Source organism: Kitasatospora sp. DSM 101779 (genome assembly GCF_025655475.1).
Lineage (GTDB): Bacteria > Actinomycetota > Actinomycetes > Streptomycetales > Streptomycetaceae > Kitasatospora.
On record NZ_JAHTIK010000001.1, the window covers coordinates 5,037,751 to 5,056,138 of the forward strand.

Annotated in this window: 18 protein-coding genes; 7 read left to right on the plus strand and 11 right to left on the minus strand. The window is 73.9% G+C overall.

What is annotated here, in order from left to right; all coding sequences use genetic code 11:
- Positions 1-151 precede the first annotated feature (151 nt).
- Genes KSNIM_RS23045 through deoC form a run of 3 tightly spaced genes read right to left on the minus strand, consistent with a single transcriptional unit; the run spans position 152 to position 3,541 of the window.
- On the minus strand, positions 152-1,054 hold the full coding sequence (locus tag KSNIM_RS23045; RefSeq protein ID WP_263105062.1) for an aldehyde dehydrogenase family protein: 903 nt from the start codon (positions 1,052-1,054) through the stop codon (positions 152-154).
- Entirely contained in the window at positions 1,047-2,549 is a 1,503-nt protein-coding gene (locus tag KSNIM_RS23050; RefSeq protein ID WP_263105063.1) for an aldehyde dehydrogenase family protein, read from the minus strand. The genes KSNIM_RS23045 and KSNIM_RS23050 overlap by 8 nt, the downstream gene beginning before the upstream one ends.
- Before the next feature lie 5 nt (positions 2,550-2,554).
- On the minus strand, positions 2,555-3,541 hold the full coding sequence (deoC, locus tag KSNIM_RS23055) for a deoxyribose-phosphate aldolase (protein ID WP_263105064.1): 987 nt from the start codon (positions 3,539-3,541) through the stop codon (positions 2,555-2,557).
- Between the two features lie 125 nt (positions 3,542-3,666).
- Between deoC and KSNIM_RS23060 the strand changes: the two genes are divergently transcribed.
- Positions 3,667-4,299, plus strand: a complete 633-nt coding sequence (locus tag KSNIM_RS23060) for a TetR family transcriptional regulator (RefSeq protein WP_263105065.1) — start codon at positions 3,667-3,669, stop codon at positions 4,297-4,299.
- A gap of 91 nt (positions 4,300-4,390) precedes the next feature.
- Here the strand turns inward: KSNIM_RS23060 and KSNIM_RS23065 are convergent, their stop codons facing one another.
- Positions 4,391-5,023, minus strand: a complete 633-nt coding sequence (locus tag KSNIM_RS23065; protein ID WP_263105066.1) for a hypothetical protein — start codon at positions 5,021-5,023, stop codon at positions 4,391-4,393.
- A 138-nt stretch (positions 5,024-5,161) separates the two neighbouring features.
- Between KSNIM_RS23065 and KSNIM_RS23070 the strand changes: the two genes are divergently transcribed.
- The 3 genes from KSNIM_RS23070 (at position 5,162) to KSNIM_RS23080 (ending at position 7,435) form a co-directional block, all read left to right on the plus strand.
- Positions 5,162-5,923 carry an ABC transporter ATP-binding protein gene (locus tag KSNIM_RS23070; protein ID WP_263105067.1) on the plus strand — a complete coding sequence of 254 codons (762 nt, stop codon included), beginning with the start codon at positions 5,162-5,164 and terminating at the stop codon, positions 5,921-5,923.
- A complete protein-coding gene (locus tag KSNIM_RS23075; RefSeq protein ID WP_263105068.1) occupies positions 5,920-6,657 on the plus strand; it encodes an ABC transporter permease in 738 nt (245 codons plus the stop codon). The genes KSNIM_RS23070 and KSNIM_RS23075 overlap by 4 nt, the downstream gene beginning before the upstream one ends.
- Before the next feature lie 130 nt (positions 6,658-6,787).
- Positions 6,788-7,435 carry a PH domain-containing protein gene (locus KSNIM_RS23080; protein WP_263105069.1) on the plus strand — a complete coding sequence of 216 codons (648 nt, stop codon included), beginning with the start codon at positions 6,788-6,790 and terminating at the stop codon, positions 7,433-7,435.
- A gap of 114 nt (positions 7,436-7,549) precedes the next feature.
- Here KSNIM_RS23080 and KSNIM_RS23085 read toward each other — a convergent pair whose 3' ends face one another.
- From KSNIM_RS23085 to KSNIM_RS23095, 3 genes are all read right to left on the minus strand, one after another.
- Complete coding sequence (locus KSNIM_RS23085; protein WP_263105070.1) at positions 7,550-9,247, minus strand: phospho-sugar mutase; 1,698 nt, start codon at positions 9,245-9,247, stop codon at positions 7,550-7,552.
- Positions 9,248-9,350: 103 nt separating this feature from the next.
- Positions 9,351-10,172: a purine-nucleoside phosphorylase gene (locus KSNIM_RS23090; protein WP_411543757.1), complete on the minus strand. Its 822-nt coding sequence runs from the start codon at positions 10,170-10,172 to the stop codon at positions 9,351-9,353.
- Positions 10,173-10,358: 186 nt separating this feature from the next.
- Positions 10,359-10,796: a gamma-glutamylcyclotransferase gene (locus KSNIM_RS23095; RefSeq protein ID WP_263105072.1), complete on the minus strand. Its 438-nt coding sequence runs from the start codon at positions 10,794-10,796 to the stop codon at positions 10,359-10,361.
- Between the two features lie 134 nt (positions 10,797-10,930).
- On the opposite strand from KSNIM_RS23095, the gene KSNIM_RS23100 reads away from it, so the two are divergent.
- Both KSNIM_RS23100 and KSNIM_RS23105 read left to right on the plus strand, forming a co-directional pair.
- Entirely contained in the window at positions 10,931-12,385 is a 1,455-nt protein-coding gene (locus tag KSNIM_RS23100) for an NAD(P)H-quinone dehydrogenase (protein ID WP_263105073.1), read from the plus strand.
- Positions 12,386-12,582: 197 nt separating this feature from the next.
- The gene (locus tag KSNIM_RS23105; RefSeq protein WP_263105074.1) at positions 12,583-13,542 is read left to right on the plus strand and encodes a DeoR/GlpR family DNA-binding transcription regulator; all 960 of its coding nucleotides are present in this window, start codon (positions 12,583-12,585) and stop codon (positions 13,540-13,542) included.
- Positions 13,543-13,627: 85 nt separating this feature from the next.
- Here the strand turns inward: KSNIM_RS23105 and KSNIM_RS23110 are convergent, their stop codons facing one another.
- On the minus strand, positions 13,628-15,400 hold the full coding sequence (locus KSNIM_RS23110) for an acetyl/propionyl/methylcrotonyl-CoA carboxylase subunit alpha (RefSeq protein WP_263105075.1): 1,773 nt from the start codon (positions 15,398-15,400) through the stop codon (positions 13,628-13,630).
- Between the two features lie 224 nt (positions 15,401-15,624).
- Positions 15,625-16,371: a hypothetical protein gene (locus KSNIM_RS23115; protein WP_263105076.1), complete on the minus strand. Its 747-nt coding sequence runs from the start codon at positions 16,369-16,371 to the stop codon at positions 15,625-15,627.
- A 202-nt stretch (positions 16,372-16,573) separates the two neighbouring features.
- Between KSNIM_RS23115 and KSNIM_RS23120 the strand changes: the two genes are divergently transcribed.
- Entirely contained in the window at positions 16,574-17,368 is a 795-nt protein-coding gene (locus KSNIM_RS23120) for a hypothetical protein (protein ID WP_263105077.1), read from the plus strand.
- 19 nt (positions 17,369-17,387) lie between these two features.
- On the opposite strand, the gene KSNIM_RS23125 is transcribed toward KSNIM_RS23120, so the two are convergent.
- Both KSNIM_RS23125 and mmpB read right to left on the minus strand, forming a co-directional pair.
- Positions 17,388-17,987, minus strand: a complete 600-nt coding sequence (locus KSNIM_RS23125) for a Maf family protein (protein ID WP_263105078.1) — start codon at positions 17,985-17,987, stop codon at positions 17,388-17,390.
- 73 nt (positions 17,988-18,060) lie between these two features.
- Complete coding sequence (gene mmpB / locus KSNIM_RS23130) at positions 18,061-18,186, minus strand: morphogenic membrane protein MmpB (RefSeq protein WP_263105079.1); 126 nt, start codon at positions 18,184-18,186, stop codon at positions 18,061-18,063.
- Positions 18,187-18,388: the final 202 nt, after the last annotated feature.

Here is an 18,388-nt window from a genome sequence, read left to right on the forward strand (position 1 = left end):
CGTTTCGTCCTTCCGGTCGTTCCTGCCCGGTTGGACCGGTGGAACGGCACGGACGGTTGCCCGCCGACCGGCCGGAACCCGCAACGACGAAAGTGGGATCCGCACCCCCGGTCGGGAGGGTGCGGATCCCACTTTCGTCGCGGCCCGAGGGTCAGATGCCCATCGGGTGCCAGACCGTCTTGGTCTCCAGGAAGGAGGTCAGCCGCTTGGTGCCCGGCGCCTGGGTCCAGTCCGCGGCGGCCGGGTCGGCGGCCGGCCGCAGGACGCGCTTGAGGGTCTCGGCGGCGGCGGCCTCCAGGGCGGCGGGCGAGCCCGGCCCGTCCTGGTGCACCGCGCCGGTCAGGTCGAGACCGTTGACGTCCTGGTGGGACGCCAGGGTGGGGGCGATGTCGGCCGTGCGGCCGGACAGCACGTTGACCACACCGCCGGGCAGGTCGGAGGTGGCGAGCACCTCGCCCAGCGACAGCGCCGGCAGCGGCGCCTCGGCGGCGGCGGCGACCACGGCGGTGTTGCCGGTGGCGATCACCGGGGCGAGCACCGACACCAGGCCGAGGAAGGAGAAGCCGTGGCCGGCCTGCGGCGCCAGCACACCGACCACACCGGTCGGTTCGGGCGTCGACAGGTTGAAGTACGGCCCGGCGACCGGGTTGGCGTTGCCGGCGACCTGGGCGACCTTGTCCGTCCAGCCCGCATACCAGACCCAGCGGTCGATCGCGGCGTCCACCAGCGCGGCGGCCTTCTTGACGCCCAGGCCCTCGGCGGCGGCCACCTCGGCGGCGAACTGCTCGCGGCGGCCCTGCAGCATCTCGGCGACCCGGTACAGCACCTGGCCGCGGTTGTACGCGGTGGTGCCGGACCAGCCCTTGACCGCGGCGCGCGCGGCCACGACGGCGTCCCGGGTGTCCTTGCGGGTGCCGAGCGGCGCGTTGGCGAGCCACTGGCCCTTGGAGTCGGTCACCTCGTACACCCGCCCGCTCTCGGAGCGCGGGAACTTCCCGCCGACGTACAGCTTGTAGGTCTTGAGGACGTCAAGACGCAGCGACACATCAGACATCTCGGGCCTCGACATTCAGGTAGGGCTCCAGACCGTGCCGGCCACCCTCGCGGCCGTAACCCGACTCCTTGTAGCCGCCGAACGGCGAGGCCGGGTCGAACTTGTTGAAGGTGTTGGCCCAGACCACACCGGCCTTGAGCCGGCTCGCCGTCCACAGGATGCGCGAGCCCTTCTCCGTCCAGATGCCGGCGGAGAGGCCGTACGGGGTGTTGTTGGCCTTCTCGACCGCCTCGGCCGGGGTACGGAAGGTCAGCACCGACAGCACCGGGCCGAAGATCTCCTCGCGGGCGATCCGGTGGGCCTGCGAGACGCCGGTGAACAGGGTCGGGCGGAACCAGTAGCCGGTGCCCGGCAGGTCGCAGGAGGGCGACCAGCGCTCGGCACCCTCGGCCTCGCCGGCGTCGGTCAGCTCGGTGATCCGGGACAGCTGCGCCGAGGAGTTGATGGCACCGATGTCGGTGTTCTTGTCCAGCGGGTCGCCGACCCGCAGGGTCGACATCCGGCGCTTGAGCGCCTCCAGGAACTCGTCCTGGACCGACTCCTGGACGAGCAGCCGGGAGCCCGCGCAGCAGACGTGGCCCTGGTTGAAGAAGATGCCGTTGACGATGCCCTCGACGGCCTGGTCGATCGGCGCGTCGTCGAAGACGATGTTCGCGGCCTTGCCGCCGAGCTCCAGGGAGAGCTTGGTACGGGTGCCGGCCAGCTGGCGGGCGATCGAGCGGCCGACCGGGGTGGAGCCGGTGAAGGCGACCTTGTCCACGTCCGGGTGGGCGGTCAGCGCGGCGCCGGTGCGGCCGTCGCCGGTGACGATGTTGACGACGCCCTTCGGCAGGCCCGCCTGGCGGCAGATCTCGGCGAAGCGCAGCGCGGTCAGCGGGGTGGTCTCGGCCGGCTTGAGGACGACCGTGTTGCCGGTGGCCAGCGCCGGGGCGATCTTCCACGCCAGCATCATCAGCGGGAAGTTCCACGGGATGACCTGGGCGGCGACGCCGACCGGCTTCGGGTTGGGGCCGTAGCCCGCGTAGTCCAGCTTGTCCGCCCAGCCCGCGTAGTAGAAGAACCACGCGGCGACCATCGGCACGTCGAAGTCGCGGGTCTCGCGGATCGGCTTGCCGTTGTCGATCGACTCCAGCACGGCCAGCTCGCGGGAGCGCTCCTGGACGATCCGGGCGATCCGGAACAGGTACTTGGCGCGCTCGCTGCCCGGCAGCGCCGACCAGTCGGCGAAGGCCCTGCGGGCGGCGGCGACCGCGCGGTCGACGTCCTCGCCGGTGCCCTGCGCGAACTCCGCCAGCACCTGCTCGGTGGCCGGGTTGACGGTCTTCAGGGCCTCGCTGCCGGAGGAGTCGACGAACTCGCCGCCGATGAAGTGTCCGTACGAGGTCGCGATGTCGCCGGCCGCGGCCGGGGACTCCGGAGCGGGGGCGTAGGTGAAGAGGCCGCCGCGGGGGGCCTGCGCCACGGGTGCGTCGGTCTTCTTGGTGTTCTTGGCCATCTGTCTCAGTCCACCGTCACGTAGTCAGGGCCGGAGTACCGTCCGGTGGTCAGCTTCTGGCGCTGCATCAGCAGGTCGTTGAGCAGGCTGGAGGCGCCGAAGCGGAACCAGTGCGGGCTCAGCCAGTCGTCGCCGAGCGTCTCGTTGACCATCACCAGGTACTTCATGGCGTCCTTGGTGGTCTTGATGCCGCCGGCCGGCTTCACGCCCACCTGCACGCCGGTCGCGGCGCGGAAGTCGCGGACCGCCTCCAGCATCAGCAGGGTCACCGGGGGAGTGGCGTTCACCGCGACCTTGCCGGTGGACGTCTTGATGAAGTCCGCGCCGGCCAGCATCGCCAGCCAGGAGGCGCGGCGGACGTTGTCGTACGTCTGCAGCTCGCCGGTCTCGAAGATCACCTTGAGGTGGGCGGAGGTGCCGTCGGGGCGGCGGCAGGCCTCCTTGACCGCGGTGATCTCGTTGAAGACGTCCAGGTAGCGGCCGGACAGGAAGGCGCCGCGGTCGATCACCATGTCGATCTCGTCGGCGCCGGCGGCGACCGCGTCCGCGGTGTCGGCGAGCTTCACCGGCAGGGCCGCGCGGCCGGCCGGGAAGGCGGTGGCGACCGAGGCGACCTGGATGTCGGTGCCGCGCAGCGCCTCCTTGGCGGTGGCGACCATGTCCGGGTAGACGCAGATCGCCGCGACCCGCGGGGTCGTCGGGTCGGACGGGTCGGGGTTACGGCCCTTGATGCACAGCGAGCGCACCTTGCCGACCGTGTCCGCGCCTTCCAGCGTGGTCAGGTCGATCATCGAGATCGCCAGGTCGATGGCGTACGCCTTCGCCGTGGTCTTGATCGAACGGGTGCCGAGGGTGGCGGCGCGAGCCTCCAGGCCGACCTGGTCGACGCCGGGCAGGCCGTGCAGGAAGCGGCGGAGCGAGGCCTCGGACGCCGCGACGTCCGCGAGGCCGCTGCCCGCAGCGCCGGGGGCGTGGGCTGCAAGAGTGGACATAGTCACCAGACCAGCATATCTACGCGCGTAGCGATCCGCTAGGGAGGGGTCGGTTTTCGATGCCGGACCGAGATGTGGCACCCCGCCGCCCCCGAGTGCCCCCGGCGGGCGGGAAGAATGGCCTGGTGACCGGGAAGAATGCCCTGGTGACTTCCGCCGCCGAACAGCCCGCACCCCGCAAGAAGACCGGCCGGCGCCCCGGCGGGGCGGACACCCGGCGGACGGTGCTGGAGGCCGCGCGGGCCGAGTTCGCCGCCCGCGGCTACCAGAAGGCCAGCATGCGGGCGATCGCCCGGGCCGCCGGCGTGGACGCCGCCCTGCTGCACCACTACTTCGGCAGCAAAGACAAACTCTTCCTCGCCGCGCTGGAGTTCCCCGTCGACCCGCGGCTGATGGTCGAGCAGGTGCTGGCCGGCGACCGCGCGGAGGTCGGCGAGCGGGTCGCCCGCTTCGTCCTCGCACTGTGGGAGCAGCCGACCGTCCGCGACCGGCTGCTCGCCGTGCTGCGGACGGCCGCCGCCTCCGAGGAGGTGGCCGGGCTGATGCGCGGCTTCATGGTCACCGAGCTGGTCTCGCGACTCGCCGTCGGCCTCGACGTGCCGCAGCCGGAGCTCCGCGTCGAGCTGGTGATGTCGCAGATCCTCGGCCTCGCCATGGCCCGGTACGTGATCGCCGTCGAGCCGCTGGCCTCCGCCCCGGCCGAGGAGTTGCTGCCGCTGCTGGCCCGCGCGGTGCAGGGGTACCTCGTCGAGGCCTGAGGGGTCCCTCCGAGGGGGGCGCCACGCGGGGGCGCGTGGGGGCACCTCCCGGCCGGAGGTTTGGGGAGAACCGTGCCGGCTCACGGATGCATCAGGGGTGCCCCGGTGCTGTTGCGGCGCCCGCTCCCGGGCTGCGCGGTTCCCCGCGCCCCCGAGTGGCCGGCCCATCCGGCTCCAGGAGGCCGAGGGCGGTGGCGAAGGCGGTGAAGCTCGGGGCGGCGACCCGCCAGGTGTACTCCTGTGGGTTCGTCCAGATGTCGCTGCCCACCACGCGCGGGTCGGCCGGGTCGGTGCGGTAGTCGAGGGCGAGTGCGGTGTCGTCGCCGGCGGTGCGGGCGACCGCGATGAGCACGGCCTGCTCGGCGTCCAGCCAGGGCAGCTCCACGGGGCGGTCGGCGGCACTGCCGCGGGCCTGCCGGAAGAGCGGGCCCAGCTCCTCGCCCGAGAGGTCGTCGAGCGAGGCGGACTGGCGCCGCACCGCCGCCACGTCGGGCAGCAGCTCCACCGGGTCGGCGAACCAGGGCAGGGCGGCGGCGAGGGCCTCGTCGCCCGGGTGCCGCCAGCGCCCGTCGGCGATCAGGTCGAGCAGCAGGTGCGGCAGCGGCAGGCCCCGGACGGCGCCGTCGGCGGGGTCGGCGGCCTGCGGGGTCTTCGTGGTCTTCGGGTCGGTGTCGGTCGGCGGGTCGGCGTCGGCGGGCTGGGCGGGGGCGTCCGGTGCGGTCACGCGCCCACCCTGCTGGTCGGCGGGCCCGTTGTCCATGCCCGGTCCGCACCCCGGTCGGCCCCGGTTTGTCCCCGGTTCGCCCTGCACCACCGTGCCCGCTCTCTTGACGGCCGGGGTGTCGGGCGTAAAACTCATCACATGATGAATTCCAAGGCGGGGCCCGGCCCCGCGATCCGGACCACCGGCCTCACCGTGGTCCGCGGCGGACGCCCCGTCCTGCACGGCCTCGACCTGGAGATCCCGCGCGGATCGGTGACCGGACTGCTCGGCCCCAGCGGCTGCGGCAAGACCACCCTGCTGCGCTCGGTCGTCGGTGTGCAGCGCACCGCCGGAGGCGCCGTCGAGGTGCTCGGCCGCCCGGCCGGCGACGCCGCGCTGCGCCACCGCGTCGGGTACGTCACCCAGGCGCCCTCCGTCTACGCCGACCTCACCGTCACCGAGAACCTCGACTACTTCGCCGCCGTCCTCGGCGCCCCGAAGGGCGACCCGGAGCGGGTGATCCGCCAGGTCGGCCTGACCGGCCACGAGAACGACCCCGCCGGCCGGCTCTCCGGCGGCCAGCGCGCCCGCGTCTCGCTCGCCGCCGCCCTGCTCGGCGCCCCCGAGCTCCTCGTCCTGGACGAACCCACCGTCGGCCTCGACCCCGTGCTCCGCCAGGACCTCTGGCAGCTCTTCCGCGGCCTCGCCGAGGACGGCGCCACCCTGCTGGTCTCCAGCCACGTCATGGACGAGGCGACCCGCTGCGACCGCCTGCTGCTGATGCGCGACGGCCGCCTGCTCGCCCACGACACCCCGGCCGCCCTGCTCGCCGCCACGGGGGCCGCCGACATCGACAGCGCCTTCCTCCGCCTGGTCGAGGACACCCCCCGCACCGCCGACACCGTGGAGACCGGCCGATGAACACCCGGCGCACCCTCGCCACCGCCCGCCGCGTCCTCGCCCAGCTGCGCCACGACCCGCGCACCCTCGCGATGCTGCTGGTCGTCCCCTGCGTGCTGCTGACCCTGCTGCGCTACATGTACGACGGGCAGCCGGACACCTTCGACCGGATCGGCCCCGCCCTGCTCGGGATCTTCCCGCTGCTGGTGATGTTCCTGGTCACCTCCGTCGCCATGCTGCGCGAGCGCACCACCGGCACCCTGGAGCGGCTGCTCACCATGCCGCTCGGCAAGCTGGACCTGCTGCTCGGCTACGCCCTCGCCTTCGGCCTGGTCGCCCTCGTCCAGGCGGCACTCGCCTCCGCGCTGACCATCGGCCTGCTCGGCCTCGACGTCGCCGGACCCACCTGGCTGCTGTTCGCCGTCGCGGTCGGCGACGGCCTGCTCGGCATGGCGCTCGGCCTGCTGGTCTCCGCGTTCGCCGCCACCGAGTTCCAGGCCGTGCAGTTCCTGCCCGCCGTGCTGCTGCCGCAGTTCCTGCTCTGCGGCCTGTTCGTGCCCCGCGAGCAGATGGCGGACGTGCTGCGCTGGGCCTCCGACGTGATGCCGCTCTCCTACGCCGTCGACGCGATGGGCCGGCTCACCGTGCACAGCGGAGTCGGCAGCGAGGTGGTCACGGACCTCGCGGTCATCGCCGGCTGCGCCCTGCTCGCCCTCGGCCTCGGCGCGGCCACCCTCCGTCGCCGCACGCCCTGACCCGCGCCCGGTGGACCGCGCCCCGCGCCGCCGTACCCGCAACGGGTCCGGCGGCGCCCGGCGTGACCCGCACGGATCCGGCGGCCGGGGTCCCTGGGGTGGACGGGTCCCATGCGGCAGAATCGTCCCCATGACCGAATCCGACGGCACGCCCCACCCGGGCCCCGCCGCCCCCGAGGAGCCGCAGTACGCCGACCGCGTCTACCGCTCCGGCCCGGGCATCATCTCCGGTGTCCTGCTGCTCGCCGTGGCCGCCTGGCTGATCGGCGACGCCGTGATCTCCGGCACCGGCCGCACGCCCTGGGTGGCGCTCGCCGCCGCGCCGGTCTTCGTCTTCCCGGTGATCGCCTACACGCTGCGCCCCGCGGTGTACGCCAACGAGCACCGACTGCTCGTCCGCAACCCGCTGCGCAGCATCCACGCGCCGTGGTCGCAGGTGGAGGGGCTGCGGTCGGGGTACTCGGTCGAGCTGTTCGCCGGCGGCCACAAGTACCAGGTCTGGGCGGTGCCGGTGTCGATCCGCCAGCGGAAGGCGGCGAACCGCCGGGCGGTGCGGGCCGCCAAGGACGGCACACCGGTGCCGTCGCTCCGGCCGGGGCAGAACGACCCGACCCGGGCCTGGTCCGACCAGGTGGTCGGGAACCTGCAGGAGCTCGCCGAGCGGTGCGCCGGCCGGCCCGAGGCGAAGGGCGAGCTGTCCGTCAGCTGGTGCTGGTGGGTGATCGTGCCGACCGTGCTCGGCCTGATCGCGCTGATCACCCTGATCGCCGCCGGCTGACGGCCGGGCCGTGACGCGCACGAGCCCCCGCCGACCCGAGGTCGGCGGGGGCTCCTTGCATGGTGGCGCCGCCCGGCGGACGAAGCGGGGTGCCCGCCGGGCGGAGCCGGGCCGTCAGGCGCCGATGCCTGCGGCAGCCGCGAGGTCCCGCTTGATGCCGCCGAGCAGGACGGAGGCCCGCTCGCGGGCGTCCGCCAGTGCGGCGGCGTCGGCGACCGGGAGGACGACCTCCAGGTAGCACTTGAGCTTGGGTTCCGTGCCGGAGGGCCGGACCACGATCCGGGCCGAGCGGACGTCCTCGCCGGCCAGGTAGTAGCGCAGGCCGTCGGTGGCCGGCAGGTCGGCGGAGCCGGCGGTGAGGTCGTCGGCACGGGTGACCTGCAGCCCGGCCAGCACGGTCGGCGGCCGCTCGCGCAGCCGGTGCATCGCCTCGGCGATCAGCGAGAGGTCGTCGACCCGGGCGGAGAGCTGGTCGGTGGCGTGCAGGCCGTGCTCCAGCGCCAGGTCGTCCAGCAGGTCGGTGAGGGTGCGGCCGGACTGCTTGAGGGTGGCGGCGAGTTCGGCGATCAGCAGGGCGGCGGTGATGCCGTCCTTGTCGCGGACGCCCTCGGGGTCGACGCAGTAGCCGAGCGCCTCCTCGTAGCCGTAGCGCAGGCCCTCGGCGCGGGAGATCCACTTGAAGCCGGTGAGCGTCTCGGTGTAGCCGAGGCCCGCGGCGGCGGCGATCCGGCCGAGCAGGGTGGAGGAGACGATGGTGGTGGCGAAGGTGCCGCCGACCCGCTTGGCGACCAGCGCCGAGCCGAGCAGGGCGCCGACGTCGTCGCCGCGCAGCATCCGCCAGCCGCCGTTGTCCGGGACGGCCACCGCGCAGCGGTCGGCGTCCGGGTCGTTGGCGATGACGATGTCGGGGCTAGCGGCGGCGGCCGTCCGGAAGGACAGGTCCATCGCGCCGGGCTCCTCCGGGTTGGGGAAGGCCACGGTCGGGAAGTCCGGATCGGGCTCGGCCTGCTCGGCGACCACGGTGGGCGCGGGGAAGCCGGCCTGCTTGAAGGCGGCGAGCAGGACGTCCCGGCCGACGCCGTGCAGCGGCGTGTAGACCACGTCCAGTGCGCGGGGGCCGGCCGGCTCCAGCACGGTGACCGCGCGGTCCAGGTAGGCCTCCACGACGTCGTCGCCGAGCACCTCCCAGCCCTGCTCGGCGAGCGGGACGTCGGCGAGGGCGCCGATCGCGTCGATCTCGGCGGCGATCTCGACGTCCGCGGGCGGGACGATCTGCGAGCCGTCGCCCAGGTAGACCTTGTAGCCGTTGTCCTGCGGCGGGTTGTGGCTGGCCGTCACCGTGACGCCGGCCGCGGCGCCGAGGTGGCGGATGGCGAAGGCGAGCACCGGGGTGGGCAGCGGCCGCGGCAGCAGCGCGGCGCGCAGGCCGGCGCCGACCACGGCGGCGGCGGTGTCCCGGGCGAAGTCGTACGACTTGTGCCGGGCGTCGTAGCCGATCACCACGAGGTCGCCCAGCTGCGGGTTCTTGCGCACGTACGCGGCGAGGCCGGCGGCGGCGCGGATCACCACGGCGCGGTTCATCCGCATCGGGCCGGCGCCGAGTTCGCCGCGCAGGCCCGCGGTGCCGAACTGGAGGCGGCCGGCGAAGCGCTCGGCCAGCCGGGACCAGGCGATCCGCTCGCCGGACTCGGCGTCGGGGCCCTCGGCGGCGGCGAGCAGCTCGGTGAGCTCCGTGCGGGTCTGCGGGTCGGGATCCTCCGCGAGCCACGCGCGGGCCCGGGCGAGGAGGTCGGTGGTGGGTGCCTGCGCCATGCTGCGAGCTCCAAACGAGGGTGTGGGCCGGCCGGCGGCGGCCGCGGCACCGCGAAGGTGCCGCGGCCTGCCGCCGGTCTACTGATTCTGCGTCAGTGCGGGCTCAGATCCGCTCAAGGACCTTCGCGAGCAGCGCGCCCATCCGCTCGGCGCTGGCCTTGCCGGCCTCCAGCACCTCTTCGTGGTTGAGCGGCTCGCCGGTGATGCCGGCGGCCAGGTTGGTCACCAGGGAGATGCCGAGCACCTCGGAGCCGGCCTCGCGGGCGGCGATGGCCTCCAGGGTGGTCGACATGCCGACCAGCTCTCCGCCGATCACCCGGGCCATGTTGACCTCGGCCGGGGTCTCGTAGTGCGGGCCGCGGAACTGCACGTAGACGGCCTCGTCGAGGCTCGGGTCGACCTCGCGGCACAGGGTGCGCAACCGCTTGGAGTAGAGGTCGGTGAGGTCGACGAAGTTGGCGCCGACGATCGGCGAGTCGGCGGTGAGGTTGATGTGGTCGCTGATCAGGACCGGCTGGCCCGGGGTCCAGCCCTCGCGGAGGCCGCCGCAGCCGTTGGTGAGGACGATGATCCCGCAGCCCGCCGCGGCGGCGGTGCGGACGCCGTGCACCACGGTGGCCACGCCGTGGCCCTCGTAGTAGTGGTTGCGGCCGAGGAAGATCAGGGCGCGCTTCTCGCCGATCTTCACGGAGCGGATACGGCCGGCGTGCCCGGCGACGGCGGGGGCGGGGAAGCCCGGGAGCTCGGTGACCGGGAACTCGGCCACGGTCTCGCCCAGGGCGTCGGCGGCCGGCACCCAGCCGGAGCCCATGACGAGGGCGACGTCGTGGCGGTCGACGCCGGTCAGCTCGCGGAGGCGGTCGGCGGCGGCCCGGGCGGCGGCGTAGGGGTCGGCGGAGACGACCGACTGAGGAGATGCGTTCACACGACCGAGGATAGACAAGATTCGCCTACGCGCGTAGACCATCCCGCCAAGACGCGCCGGATCGTTACCGGAATCATCCGGAAATACCGTGACAGGGCGCCTGCGGACGCCCCGGTCCGTCGGATCGCACGAGGCCGCGGCGCCGGATCGGCGCGCGGCCGCGCCGCGCCGCGCGGCGGCAGCGGCTCAGCAGGGGCGGCGGCGCAGCTCGTGCACGTAGTCGTCGGGGGCGCCGGCGCTCTCCGCCGCGTCCGCGATCAGCCCCAGGTAGCGGGCGGCCGGCAGCCCGCCCTCGTAGTCGTTCAGCACGTACGTCCACACCGGGATGTCGCCCTCCAGGGTGTGCGCCCGCAGCCGGATCTTGCGGTAGATGCCGAGCTGCACGCCCTCCCAGCGGTCGAGCCCCTCCTCGTCCATCGGCGAGACGTCGTAGAGCGAGACGAAGACCTGCTCCTTCTCGTCCTCCACGACCGTCGCCAGCGAGCCCTCCCAGCCCAGCTGCTCGCCGCCGAAGGTCAGCCGCCAGCCGTCCAGCCAGCCGGTGCCGCGCAGCGGGGAGTGCGGAGCGCGCCGGGTCATCTGCCGGGCGTCGAGGTTCGTGGCGTACGCGGCGTAGAGCGACATGGGCGTCAGCCTACGGGAGAGCGCTGCCCCGGGCGGGAACGGGCGGGCCCGCGGCGGCACCCGCGGGAGGCGCCCGGAGGGCCCGGGCGGGAGGCAACGCCCCCGGCGTGGCTTTGGTTCCGGCATGCGGGAGAATGGTGCTCGTGACTCGGATCGTGATCATCGGTGGCGGACCCGGCGGATACGAGGCGGCCCTGGTGGCAGCCCAGCTCGGCGCGGAGGTGACCGTCGTCGACCGCGACGGCCTGGGCGGATCGGCGGTGCTGACGGACTGTGTGCCGTCCAAGACGCTGATCGCGACCGCCGAGGTGATGACGACCTTCGACAGCTCCTACGAGGAGCTCGGCATCATCGTCGCCGACGACACCCCGCCGCTCGCGCAGTCCGCCCGGGTGGTCGGCGTCGACCTCGGCAAGGTCAACCGACGGGTGAAGCGCCTGGCGATCGCCCAGTCCCACGACATCACCCAGGCCGTCACCCGGGCCGGCGTCACCGTGCTGCGCGGCAAGGGCCGGCTCGGCGCCGGCGGCCAGGCGGTGGACGGCTCCCGCGAGGTGGTCGTCGACCGCGAGGACGGCACCACCGAGACGGTGCGCGCCGACGCCGTGCTGATCGCCACCGGCGTGCACCCGCGCGAACTGCCGGACGCCCAGCCGGACGGCGAGCGGATCCTCACCTGGACCCAGGTCTACGACCTCGACGAGCTGCCCCGCGAGCTGATCGTGGTCGGCTCCGGCGTCACCGGCGCCGAGTTCGCCGGCGCCTACCAGGCGCTCGGCTCCGACGTCACGCTGGTCTCCAGCCGCGACCGGGTGCTGCCGGGCGAGGACCCGGACGCGGCCGAGGTGCTGGAGGACGTCTTCCGCCGCCGCGGCATGAACGTCATGAGCCGCTCGCGCGCCGAGAGCGCCAAGCGGATCGGCGACAAGGTCGAGGTCACCCTCTCCGACGGCACGGTCATCGAGGGCACCCACTGCCTGATGGCGGTCGGCTCGATCCCCAACACCGCGGACATGGGCCTGGAGGAGGCCGGCGTCGCGCTGAACGACTGGGGCCAGATCAAGGTCGACCGGGTCTCGCGGACCACCGCCCCCGGCGTCTACGCGGCCGGCGACTGCACCGGCGTCTTCATGCTCGCCTCGGTCGCCGCCATGCAGGGCCGGATCGCGATGTACCACGCGCTCGGCGACGCGGTGCAGCCGCTCAACCTGAAGACCGTCGCCTCCAACGTCTTCACCGACCCGGAGATCGCCACCGTCGGCTACACCGCCGCCGACGTGGCCGGCGGCACCATGGACGCCGTCGAGGTCAAGCTGCCGCTCCGCGGCAACCCGCGGGCCAAGATGCAGGGCATCCGGGACGGCTTCGTGAAGCTCTTCTGCCGCCCCGGCACCGGCATCGTGGTCGGCGGCGTCGTCGTCGCGCCGCGCGCCAGCGAGCTCATCCATTCGATCTCGCTCGCGGTGGACAACAACTTGACGGTCGAACAGGTGGCCCGCGCGTTCACCGTGTACCCGTCGCTGTCCGGCTCCACCGCGGAGGCCGCCCGACAGCTGCACATCCGCAAGCGCGAGGGCTCGGACTCCTGACCTGCCGGACGCAGTTGGGGCGGTCGCCGCGGCGGCCGCCCCGTGCGTTCCGGCCGCGTTCCACCCGCGCGGCCGAGCGTGCGCGGAGCCGTCCGCGGCGCGAATTGTACGGTCGCGCGCCGCTCGTAGGTGAGCGTTTCCGGCTACTGGCTGCAAACGCCTGAAAGCAGACGGTCATTCAGGTTACCGTCGGTTCCGTGTTTGCTGCAGAACGTCGCCAGTTGATCCTCGAAATGGTGCGCGCCAACGGAGCGGTCTCGCTCCGGGAGTTGGCCCGCGTCGTCCAGACCTCCGAAGTCACCGTCCGCCGGGACGTCCGGGCCCTGGAGGCCGAAGGGCTGCTCGACCGCCGCCACGGCGGCGCGGTGCTCCCCGGAGGCTTCAGCCGGGAGCCCGGCTACCCGCAGAAGACCCATCTCGCCGCGGCCGAGAAGAGCGCCATCGCCGACCTGGCCGCCGGCCTGGTCGAGGAGGGCGACGCCGTGGTCGTGGGCGCCGGCACCACCACCCAGGAGCTGGCCCGCCGGCTCGCCCGGGTGCCCGGCCTCACCGTGGTCACCAACTCGCTGCTGGTCGCCCAGGCACTGGCGCACGCCAACCGCGTCGAGGTGGTGATGACCGGCGGCACCCTGCGCGGCTCCAACTACGCCCTGGTGGGCAGTGGCGCCGAGCAGTCGCTGGCCGGCCTGCGGGTGTCCAAGGCGTTCGTCTCCGGCAGCGGCCTGACCGCGGAGCGCGGCCTGTCGACCACCAACATGCTGTCCGCGAGCGTGGACCGCGCGCTGGTGCAGGCGGCGACGGAGGTGATCGTCCTCGCCGACCACACCAAGCTCGGTGCCGACACCATGTTCCAGACGGTGCCGACGGACGCCATCACCCGGCTGGTCACCGACGAGCAGGCCGCCGCCCACGACCCGACCGCCCGGGAGCTGGACGCGCTCGCCGACTGCGGGGTGCAGATCTCGCTCGCCCCGCTGGGCACGCCCGCGGAGCCGACCGTGCACAGCGGCGGCCCTGCGCACCCGATGACGCCGCACCAGCAGCCGCCCGCCGGCGGCCCGCGGCGCACCGCACCGCCCGGCGCCCCGCTGCCCGGCCAGCGCCGCCCCGGGCACGCCGGTCTGATGGCGCGCCCACTGGCCACCGGCCGGCCCTGAGACCCGAACGGCCGGCCCCGAACGGCCGACGGCCGGCCCGCACACCCGAGGGGTGCGGGCCGGCCGTCCGACCGCTGACGCTGGGTCAGTTGTCCTTGATCTCGCAGAGCGCGGCGCCGCTGCTGACGCTGGCGCCGACCTCGGCCTTGAGGCCGACGATGGTGCCGGCCTTGTGGGCGTTGAGCGGCTGCTCCATCTTCATGGCCTCCAGGACGACGATCAGCTCGCCCTCCGCGACGACCTGGCCCTCCTCGACGGCGACCTTGACGATGGTGCCCTGCATCGGCGAGGCGAGGGTGTCGCCGCTGACCGCGGAGCCCGCCTTCTTCGCGCCGACGCGGCGCTTGGCGACCTTGGTGCCGGTCGCCGCCGGGGCGCTCGCGACGCCCAGCGAGGACGGCAGCGAGACCTCGATCCGCTTGCCGCCGACCTCGACGACGACGGTCTCGCGGCCCTCGGCCTCCTCGCCCTCGGCGCCGGCCCCGGCGAACGGCGGGATGGTGTTCTGGAACTCGGTCTCGATCCAGCGGGTGTAGACCGAGAACGGCGCGTCGCTGCCGTGCACCTCGGGCGCGAACGCCGGGTCGGTGACCACCGCGCGGTGGAACGGGATGGCGGTCGCCATGCCCTCGACCTTGAACTCCTCCAGCGCACGGGCGGCACGCTGCAGGGCCTGCTGCCGGGTGGCACCGGTGACGATCAGCTTGGCGAGCAGCGAGTCCCAGGCGGGGCCGATGACGGAGCCGGACTCGACGCCGGCGTCCAGCCGGACACCCGGACCGGAGGGCGGGGCGAACAGCGTCACCGTGCCCGGGGCGGGCAGGAAGCCCCGGCCCGGGTCCTCGCCGTTGATGCGGAACTCGATCGAGTGACCGCGGATCTCCGGGTCGTCGTAGCCGAGCTCCTCGCCGTCGGCGATCCGGAACATCTCGCGGACCAGGTCGATCCCGGTGACCTCCTCGGAGACCGGGTGCTCGACCTGCAGCCGGGTGTTGACCTCCAGGAAGGAGATCAGGCCGTCCTGGGAGACCAGGAACTCGCAGGTGCCGGCGCCGACGTAGCCCGCCTCGCGGAGGATGGCCTTGGAGGCGCGGTACAGCTCCGCGTTCTGCTCGGCGGTCAGGAACGGCGCGGGGGCCTCCTCGACCAGCTTCTGGTGGCGGCGCTGCAGCGAGCAGTCGCGGGTGGAGACGATCACCACGTTGCCGTGCTGGTCCGCCAGGCACTGGGTCTCCACGTGCCGCGGCTTGTCCAGGTACTGCTCGACGAAGCACTCGCCGCGGCCGAAGGCGGCGACCGCCTCGCGGACGGCGGACTCGTACAGCTCGGGGATCTCCTCGAGCGTGCGGGCGACCTTCAGGCCGCGGCCGCCGCCGCCGTACGCCGCCTTGATGGCGACCGGCAGGCCGTGCTCGGTGGCGAACGCGACGACCTCGTCGGCGCCGGAGACCGGCTCCGGGGTGCCGGCGACCAGCGGGGCGCCGGCGCGCTGGGCGACGTGCCGCGCGGTGACCTTGTCGCCGAGGTCGCGGATGGCCTGCGGCGGCGGGCCGATCCAGATCAGACCGGCCGCGATGACGGCCTCGGCGAAGTCGGCGTTCTCCGAGAGGAAGCCGTACCCGGGGTGGACGGCGTCCGCACCGGAGTCGGCGGCCGCCTTGAGCACCTTGGCGATGTCCAGGTAGCTGGTCGCGGGGGTGTCGCCGCCGAGCGCGTAGGCCTCGTCGGCCGCGCGGACGTGCAGCGCGTCCCGATCCGGCTCGGCGTAGACGGCGACGCTGGCGATACCGGCGTCCCGACACGCCCGGGCGACGCGGACAGCGATCTCTCCGCGGTTGGCGATGAGCACCTTGCGCACTGTGGCTCCCTTCTTGAACCTCGTTGAGTCTAGGGATCTAAGGGCACTACCGGCGAGTAGTCCCTGGTGGTGAGCTAGCCCACACGGAGCGTCACCCGATTTCGTGATCACGCGACCACGCAGCGGCAGACCCCGCTGGTAGAGACGCTACGCGCAGCGGCCCGCCGCGGCGCGTAGCGGCCCCGGGCCGCTGTCGCGGGCCCGTGGCCTTCGCCACACGGCGGTCAGGCCGCCGCCGTGGCGGCCGCCGGCGCCGGCCTGGCGGTCGCCTTGGCGGTGACCTCCGCGGCGAGCTCGACCACGTCCGGACCGTACGCCCCGGGGTTGACCACCTTCAGCACCACGACGAAGGTGCTGTCCGTGCCGTGCCGCCGCGCCAGCGTGCGGTGGTTGGCCGCCAGGTAGCGGACCGCCGCGTGGTTGGACGTGGAGGTCTGACCGGATATCAGGAAGACCGGGCGGTCACCCGATCCGGCGTGCACCCTGGCCAGCAGGGCGTACACCGGCACGCCCTCCTGCACCGGCCGGGTCAGCGGGAACTCCGTGTCGCCCACCGTGATCGTCAGGTCGGTGTCCCCCGCGGCGGAGGTCACCCCGGGCAGCCAGGACGCCAGGTGGGCGGCCGTCCGGTTGTTGCTGGACGGCCCGCCGAGGCAGAACTCCGCCTTGGCGCCGAGCCCCTGGCGCACCTGGTCGTGCGCCACGATCTCGGCCCGCGCCCCGCACTCGCGCACCAGGGCGGCGAGTTCCATCAGCGCGTACACGTCGTTGCGTGCGACGGCCGTGGAGGCGCGTGCCCCGGCGTCCCGATTGACCACCAGGAGGCACTCGGTGCCCTCCGGCATGCCGAAGAACCGCTGGGTGCGCTCCAGCCGGCGCCGGCGGCGCACGGTCTGGGCGAGCCAGCCGATGCCCGCGCTGATGGCCGACGCCACCAGCCCGAGCACCACGTTGAGGACGCTGTCGGTCATGTCCCCCGCTCCTTCCGGCCGACGGCTGCGTCAGCCTATCGGGGGACGGTACGGGGCCGGGCTGGCCCGCCGCGACAGTAGTTCGCCCCCGGTTCTGTCCGATTCCGCAGGGCGCAGTGCGGAGTGTCCGGCTCCGCTTCTTGGTCCCATCGGTGGGGATTGGTATGGACTACTGGCGCTGTCTGCGGCTCCCCCCCCCGGCGTGACGCCCCGTCGGGCGGCGGCCGGCCGCCCCGACCCCGGGAGTCGATGTGATGCGGACCACCACGGCGGTACGGCTCGCGACCGTGCCGGCGGCAGCCGCGGCGCTGGCCGGCTGCTCCTCCGCGGGCGGCGCACAAGCGCCGCGGCCGCGAGCGGCCCCGAGAGGTACGGCCGCCTCACCGAGGAGCAGGCCGCCAGGGGCTCGGTCACCGTCGACGGGCTCGCCCCGGTGCAGGCCGACTTCCGCGACTCCGACGCGGGCGGCGCGAAGACCGCCGTCGTCCTCTCGCACCAGAACGGCGGCACCCTCTGCGACCGGATCCCCTACCTGGACGCCTTCGCCAAGGCCGGCTACGCGGTGCTGCCCCACACCGCCGACGGGAACGGCTCCGACAACATCCAGCAGGTCGCCGGCTACCTCAGGACCAAGGGGATCGCCCGGCTGGTACGGGTGGGCGCCTCCAAGGGCGGCACCGGGTCGATCGTCGCCGGCTCGCTGCCGGACCTGGCGATGCCGCCGGCCGCGGTGGTCTCGCTGAGCTCGGCCGAGTCCTTCGGCGGTGACAGTGCGAGCAGCGCCGTCAAGCGGCTGGCCGTGCCCGTGCTGTTCGCCGCCGAGGCGGGGGACCGGCCCTTCGCCGACGACGCGCACGGCCTGTACGACACGGCCGCCGCCGAGGACGAGCAGCTCAAGATCTACCCGGGCGCCGACCGCGGCGCCCCGCTGCTCTCCGACGGCGCCCTGCCCGACGTGCTCGCCTTCCTGGCCCGGACCGCGCCGCCGCAGGGCTGACCGGAGCGGGCGCAGGGCATCAGACCCAGAGGTCGGTGATCCGCACGTCGAGGTCGGCCAGCAAGCGGCGCAGCAGCGGCAGCGACAGGCCGATCACATTGCCCGGGTCGCCGTCGATGCCCTCCACGAACGGCGCCGAGCGGCCGTCCAGGGTGAACGCCCCGGCCACGTGCAGGGGTTCGCCGGAGGCGATGTACGCGGCGACCTCCTCGTCGTCCGGGGTGCCGAAGCGCACGGTGGTCGAGGCGGTCGCCGAGGACTGCCGGCCCGTCGCGCTGTCGATGACGCAGTGACCGGTCTGCAGCACGCCCGCCCGCCCGCGCATCGAACGCCAGCGCTCCATCGCCTCGGCGGCGTCCGCGGGCTTGCCGAGTGCCTGCCCGTCGAGCTCCAGCACCGAGTCGCAGCCGATCACCAGCTCGCCGCCGGCCAGTCCGGCGGCCACCGTCTTGGCCTTCGCCTCGGCCAGCACCAGGGCGAGTTCGGCGGGCGTGGCGGCGGTCAGCGCGTCCTCGTCGACCCCGCTGACCCGGACCTGCGGGTCGAGGCCGGCCTGGCGGAGCAGCCCGAGCCGGGCCGGGGACGCGGAGGCGAGGACGAGAGTGCGGCGATCGGTCATGGCGCCCAGCCTAGGGGCAACCGGCGAGAGCGAGGGCACCCGTTCAGGGGCGCAGGTCCTGCCGGAGGGCTCCCTACCGCACCAGCAGGACGGCCGCGACGAAGCCGAGGACCGCCAGCAGCAGGCCGGCGCGGCGGAGCATCCGCTGGGCCCTCCGCGCTTCCGGGGAGGGTTCGTCGCGGGGGTCTGACCAGAGCACCTCACCAGCCTGCGTCCCGGTCGCGGGCGGCGCCTGAGTACGCGTACTCAAACCCTCCCACCCCGTCCGGAACCCTTGACGCGGGGAGCGGTCCGCCCTCCAATGGTCCGGACGACTTGTCGCGTTCATGATCCGTGCGGGCGGAGGACGCGTCAGCGCCACCAGGTCAGGGACTCCCCGGGCGTCGACCGGCGCCCGGTTT

Excerpts from the sequence above, each read along its gene's own strand:
- KSNIM_RS23045 (WP_263105062.1), bottom strand. The coding sequence starts at position 1,054 with ATGTCTGATGTGTCGCTGCGTCTTGACGTCCTCAAGACCTACAAGCTG.
- KSNIM_RS23050 (WP_263105063.1), bottom strand. The coding sequence starts at position 2,549 with ATGGCCAAGAACACCAAGAAGACCGACGCACCCGTGGCGCAGGCCCCC.
- deoC (WP_263105064.1), bottom strand. The coding sequence starts at position 3,541 with ATGTCCACTCTTGCAGCCCACGCCCCCGGCGCTGCGGGCAGCGGCCTC.
- KSNIM_RS23070 (WP_263105067.1), top strand. The coding sequence starts at position 5,162 with ATGATGAATTCCAAGGCGGGGCCCGGCCCCGCGATCCGGACCACCGGC.
- KSNIM_RS23075 (WP_263105068.1), top strand. The coding sequence starts at position 5,920 with ATGAACACCCGGCGCACCCTCGCCACCGCCCGCCGCGTCCTCGCCCAG.
- KSNIM_RS23080 (WP_263105069.1), top strand. The coding sequence starts at position 6,788 with ATGACCGAATCCGACGGCACGCCCCACCCGGGCCCCGCCGCCCCCGAG.
- KSNIM_RS23085 (WP_263105070.1), bottom strand. The coding sequence starts at position 9,247 with ATGGCGCAGGCACCCACCACCGACCTCCTCGCCCGGGCCCGCGCGTGG.
- KSNIM_RS23095 (WP_263105072.1), bottom strand. The coding sequence starts at position 10,796 with ATGTCGCTCTACGCCGCGTACGCCACGAACCTCGACGCCCGGCAGATG.
- KSNIM_RS23100 (WP_263105073.1), top strand. The coding sequence starts at position 10,931 with ATGGTGCTCGTGACTCGGATCGTGATCATCGGTGGCGGACCCGGCGGA.
- KSNIM_RS23115 (WP_263105076.1), bottom strand. The coding sequence starts at position 16,371 with ATGACCGACAGCGTCCTCAACGTGGTGCTCGGGCTGGTGGCGTCGGCC.
- KSNIM_RS23125 (WP_263105078.1), bottom strand. The coding sequence starts at position 17,987 with ATGACCGATCGCCGCACTCTCGTCCTCGCCTCCGCGTCCCCGGCCCGG.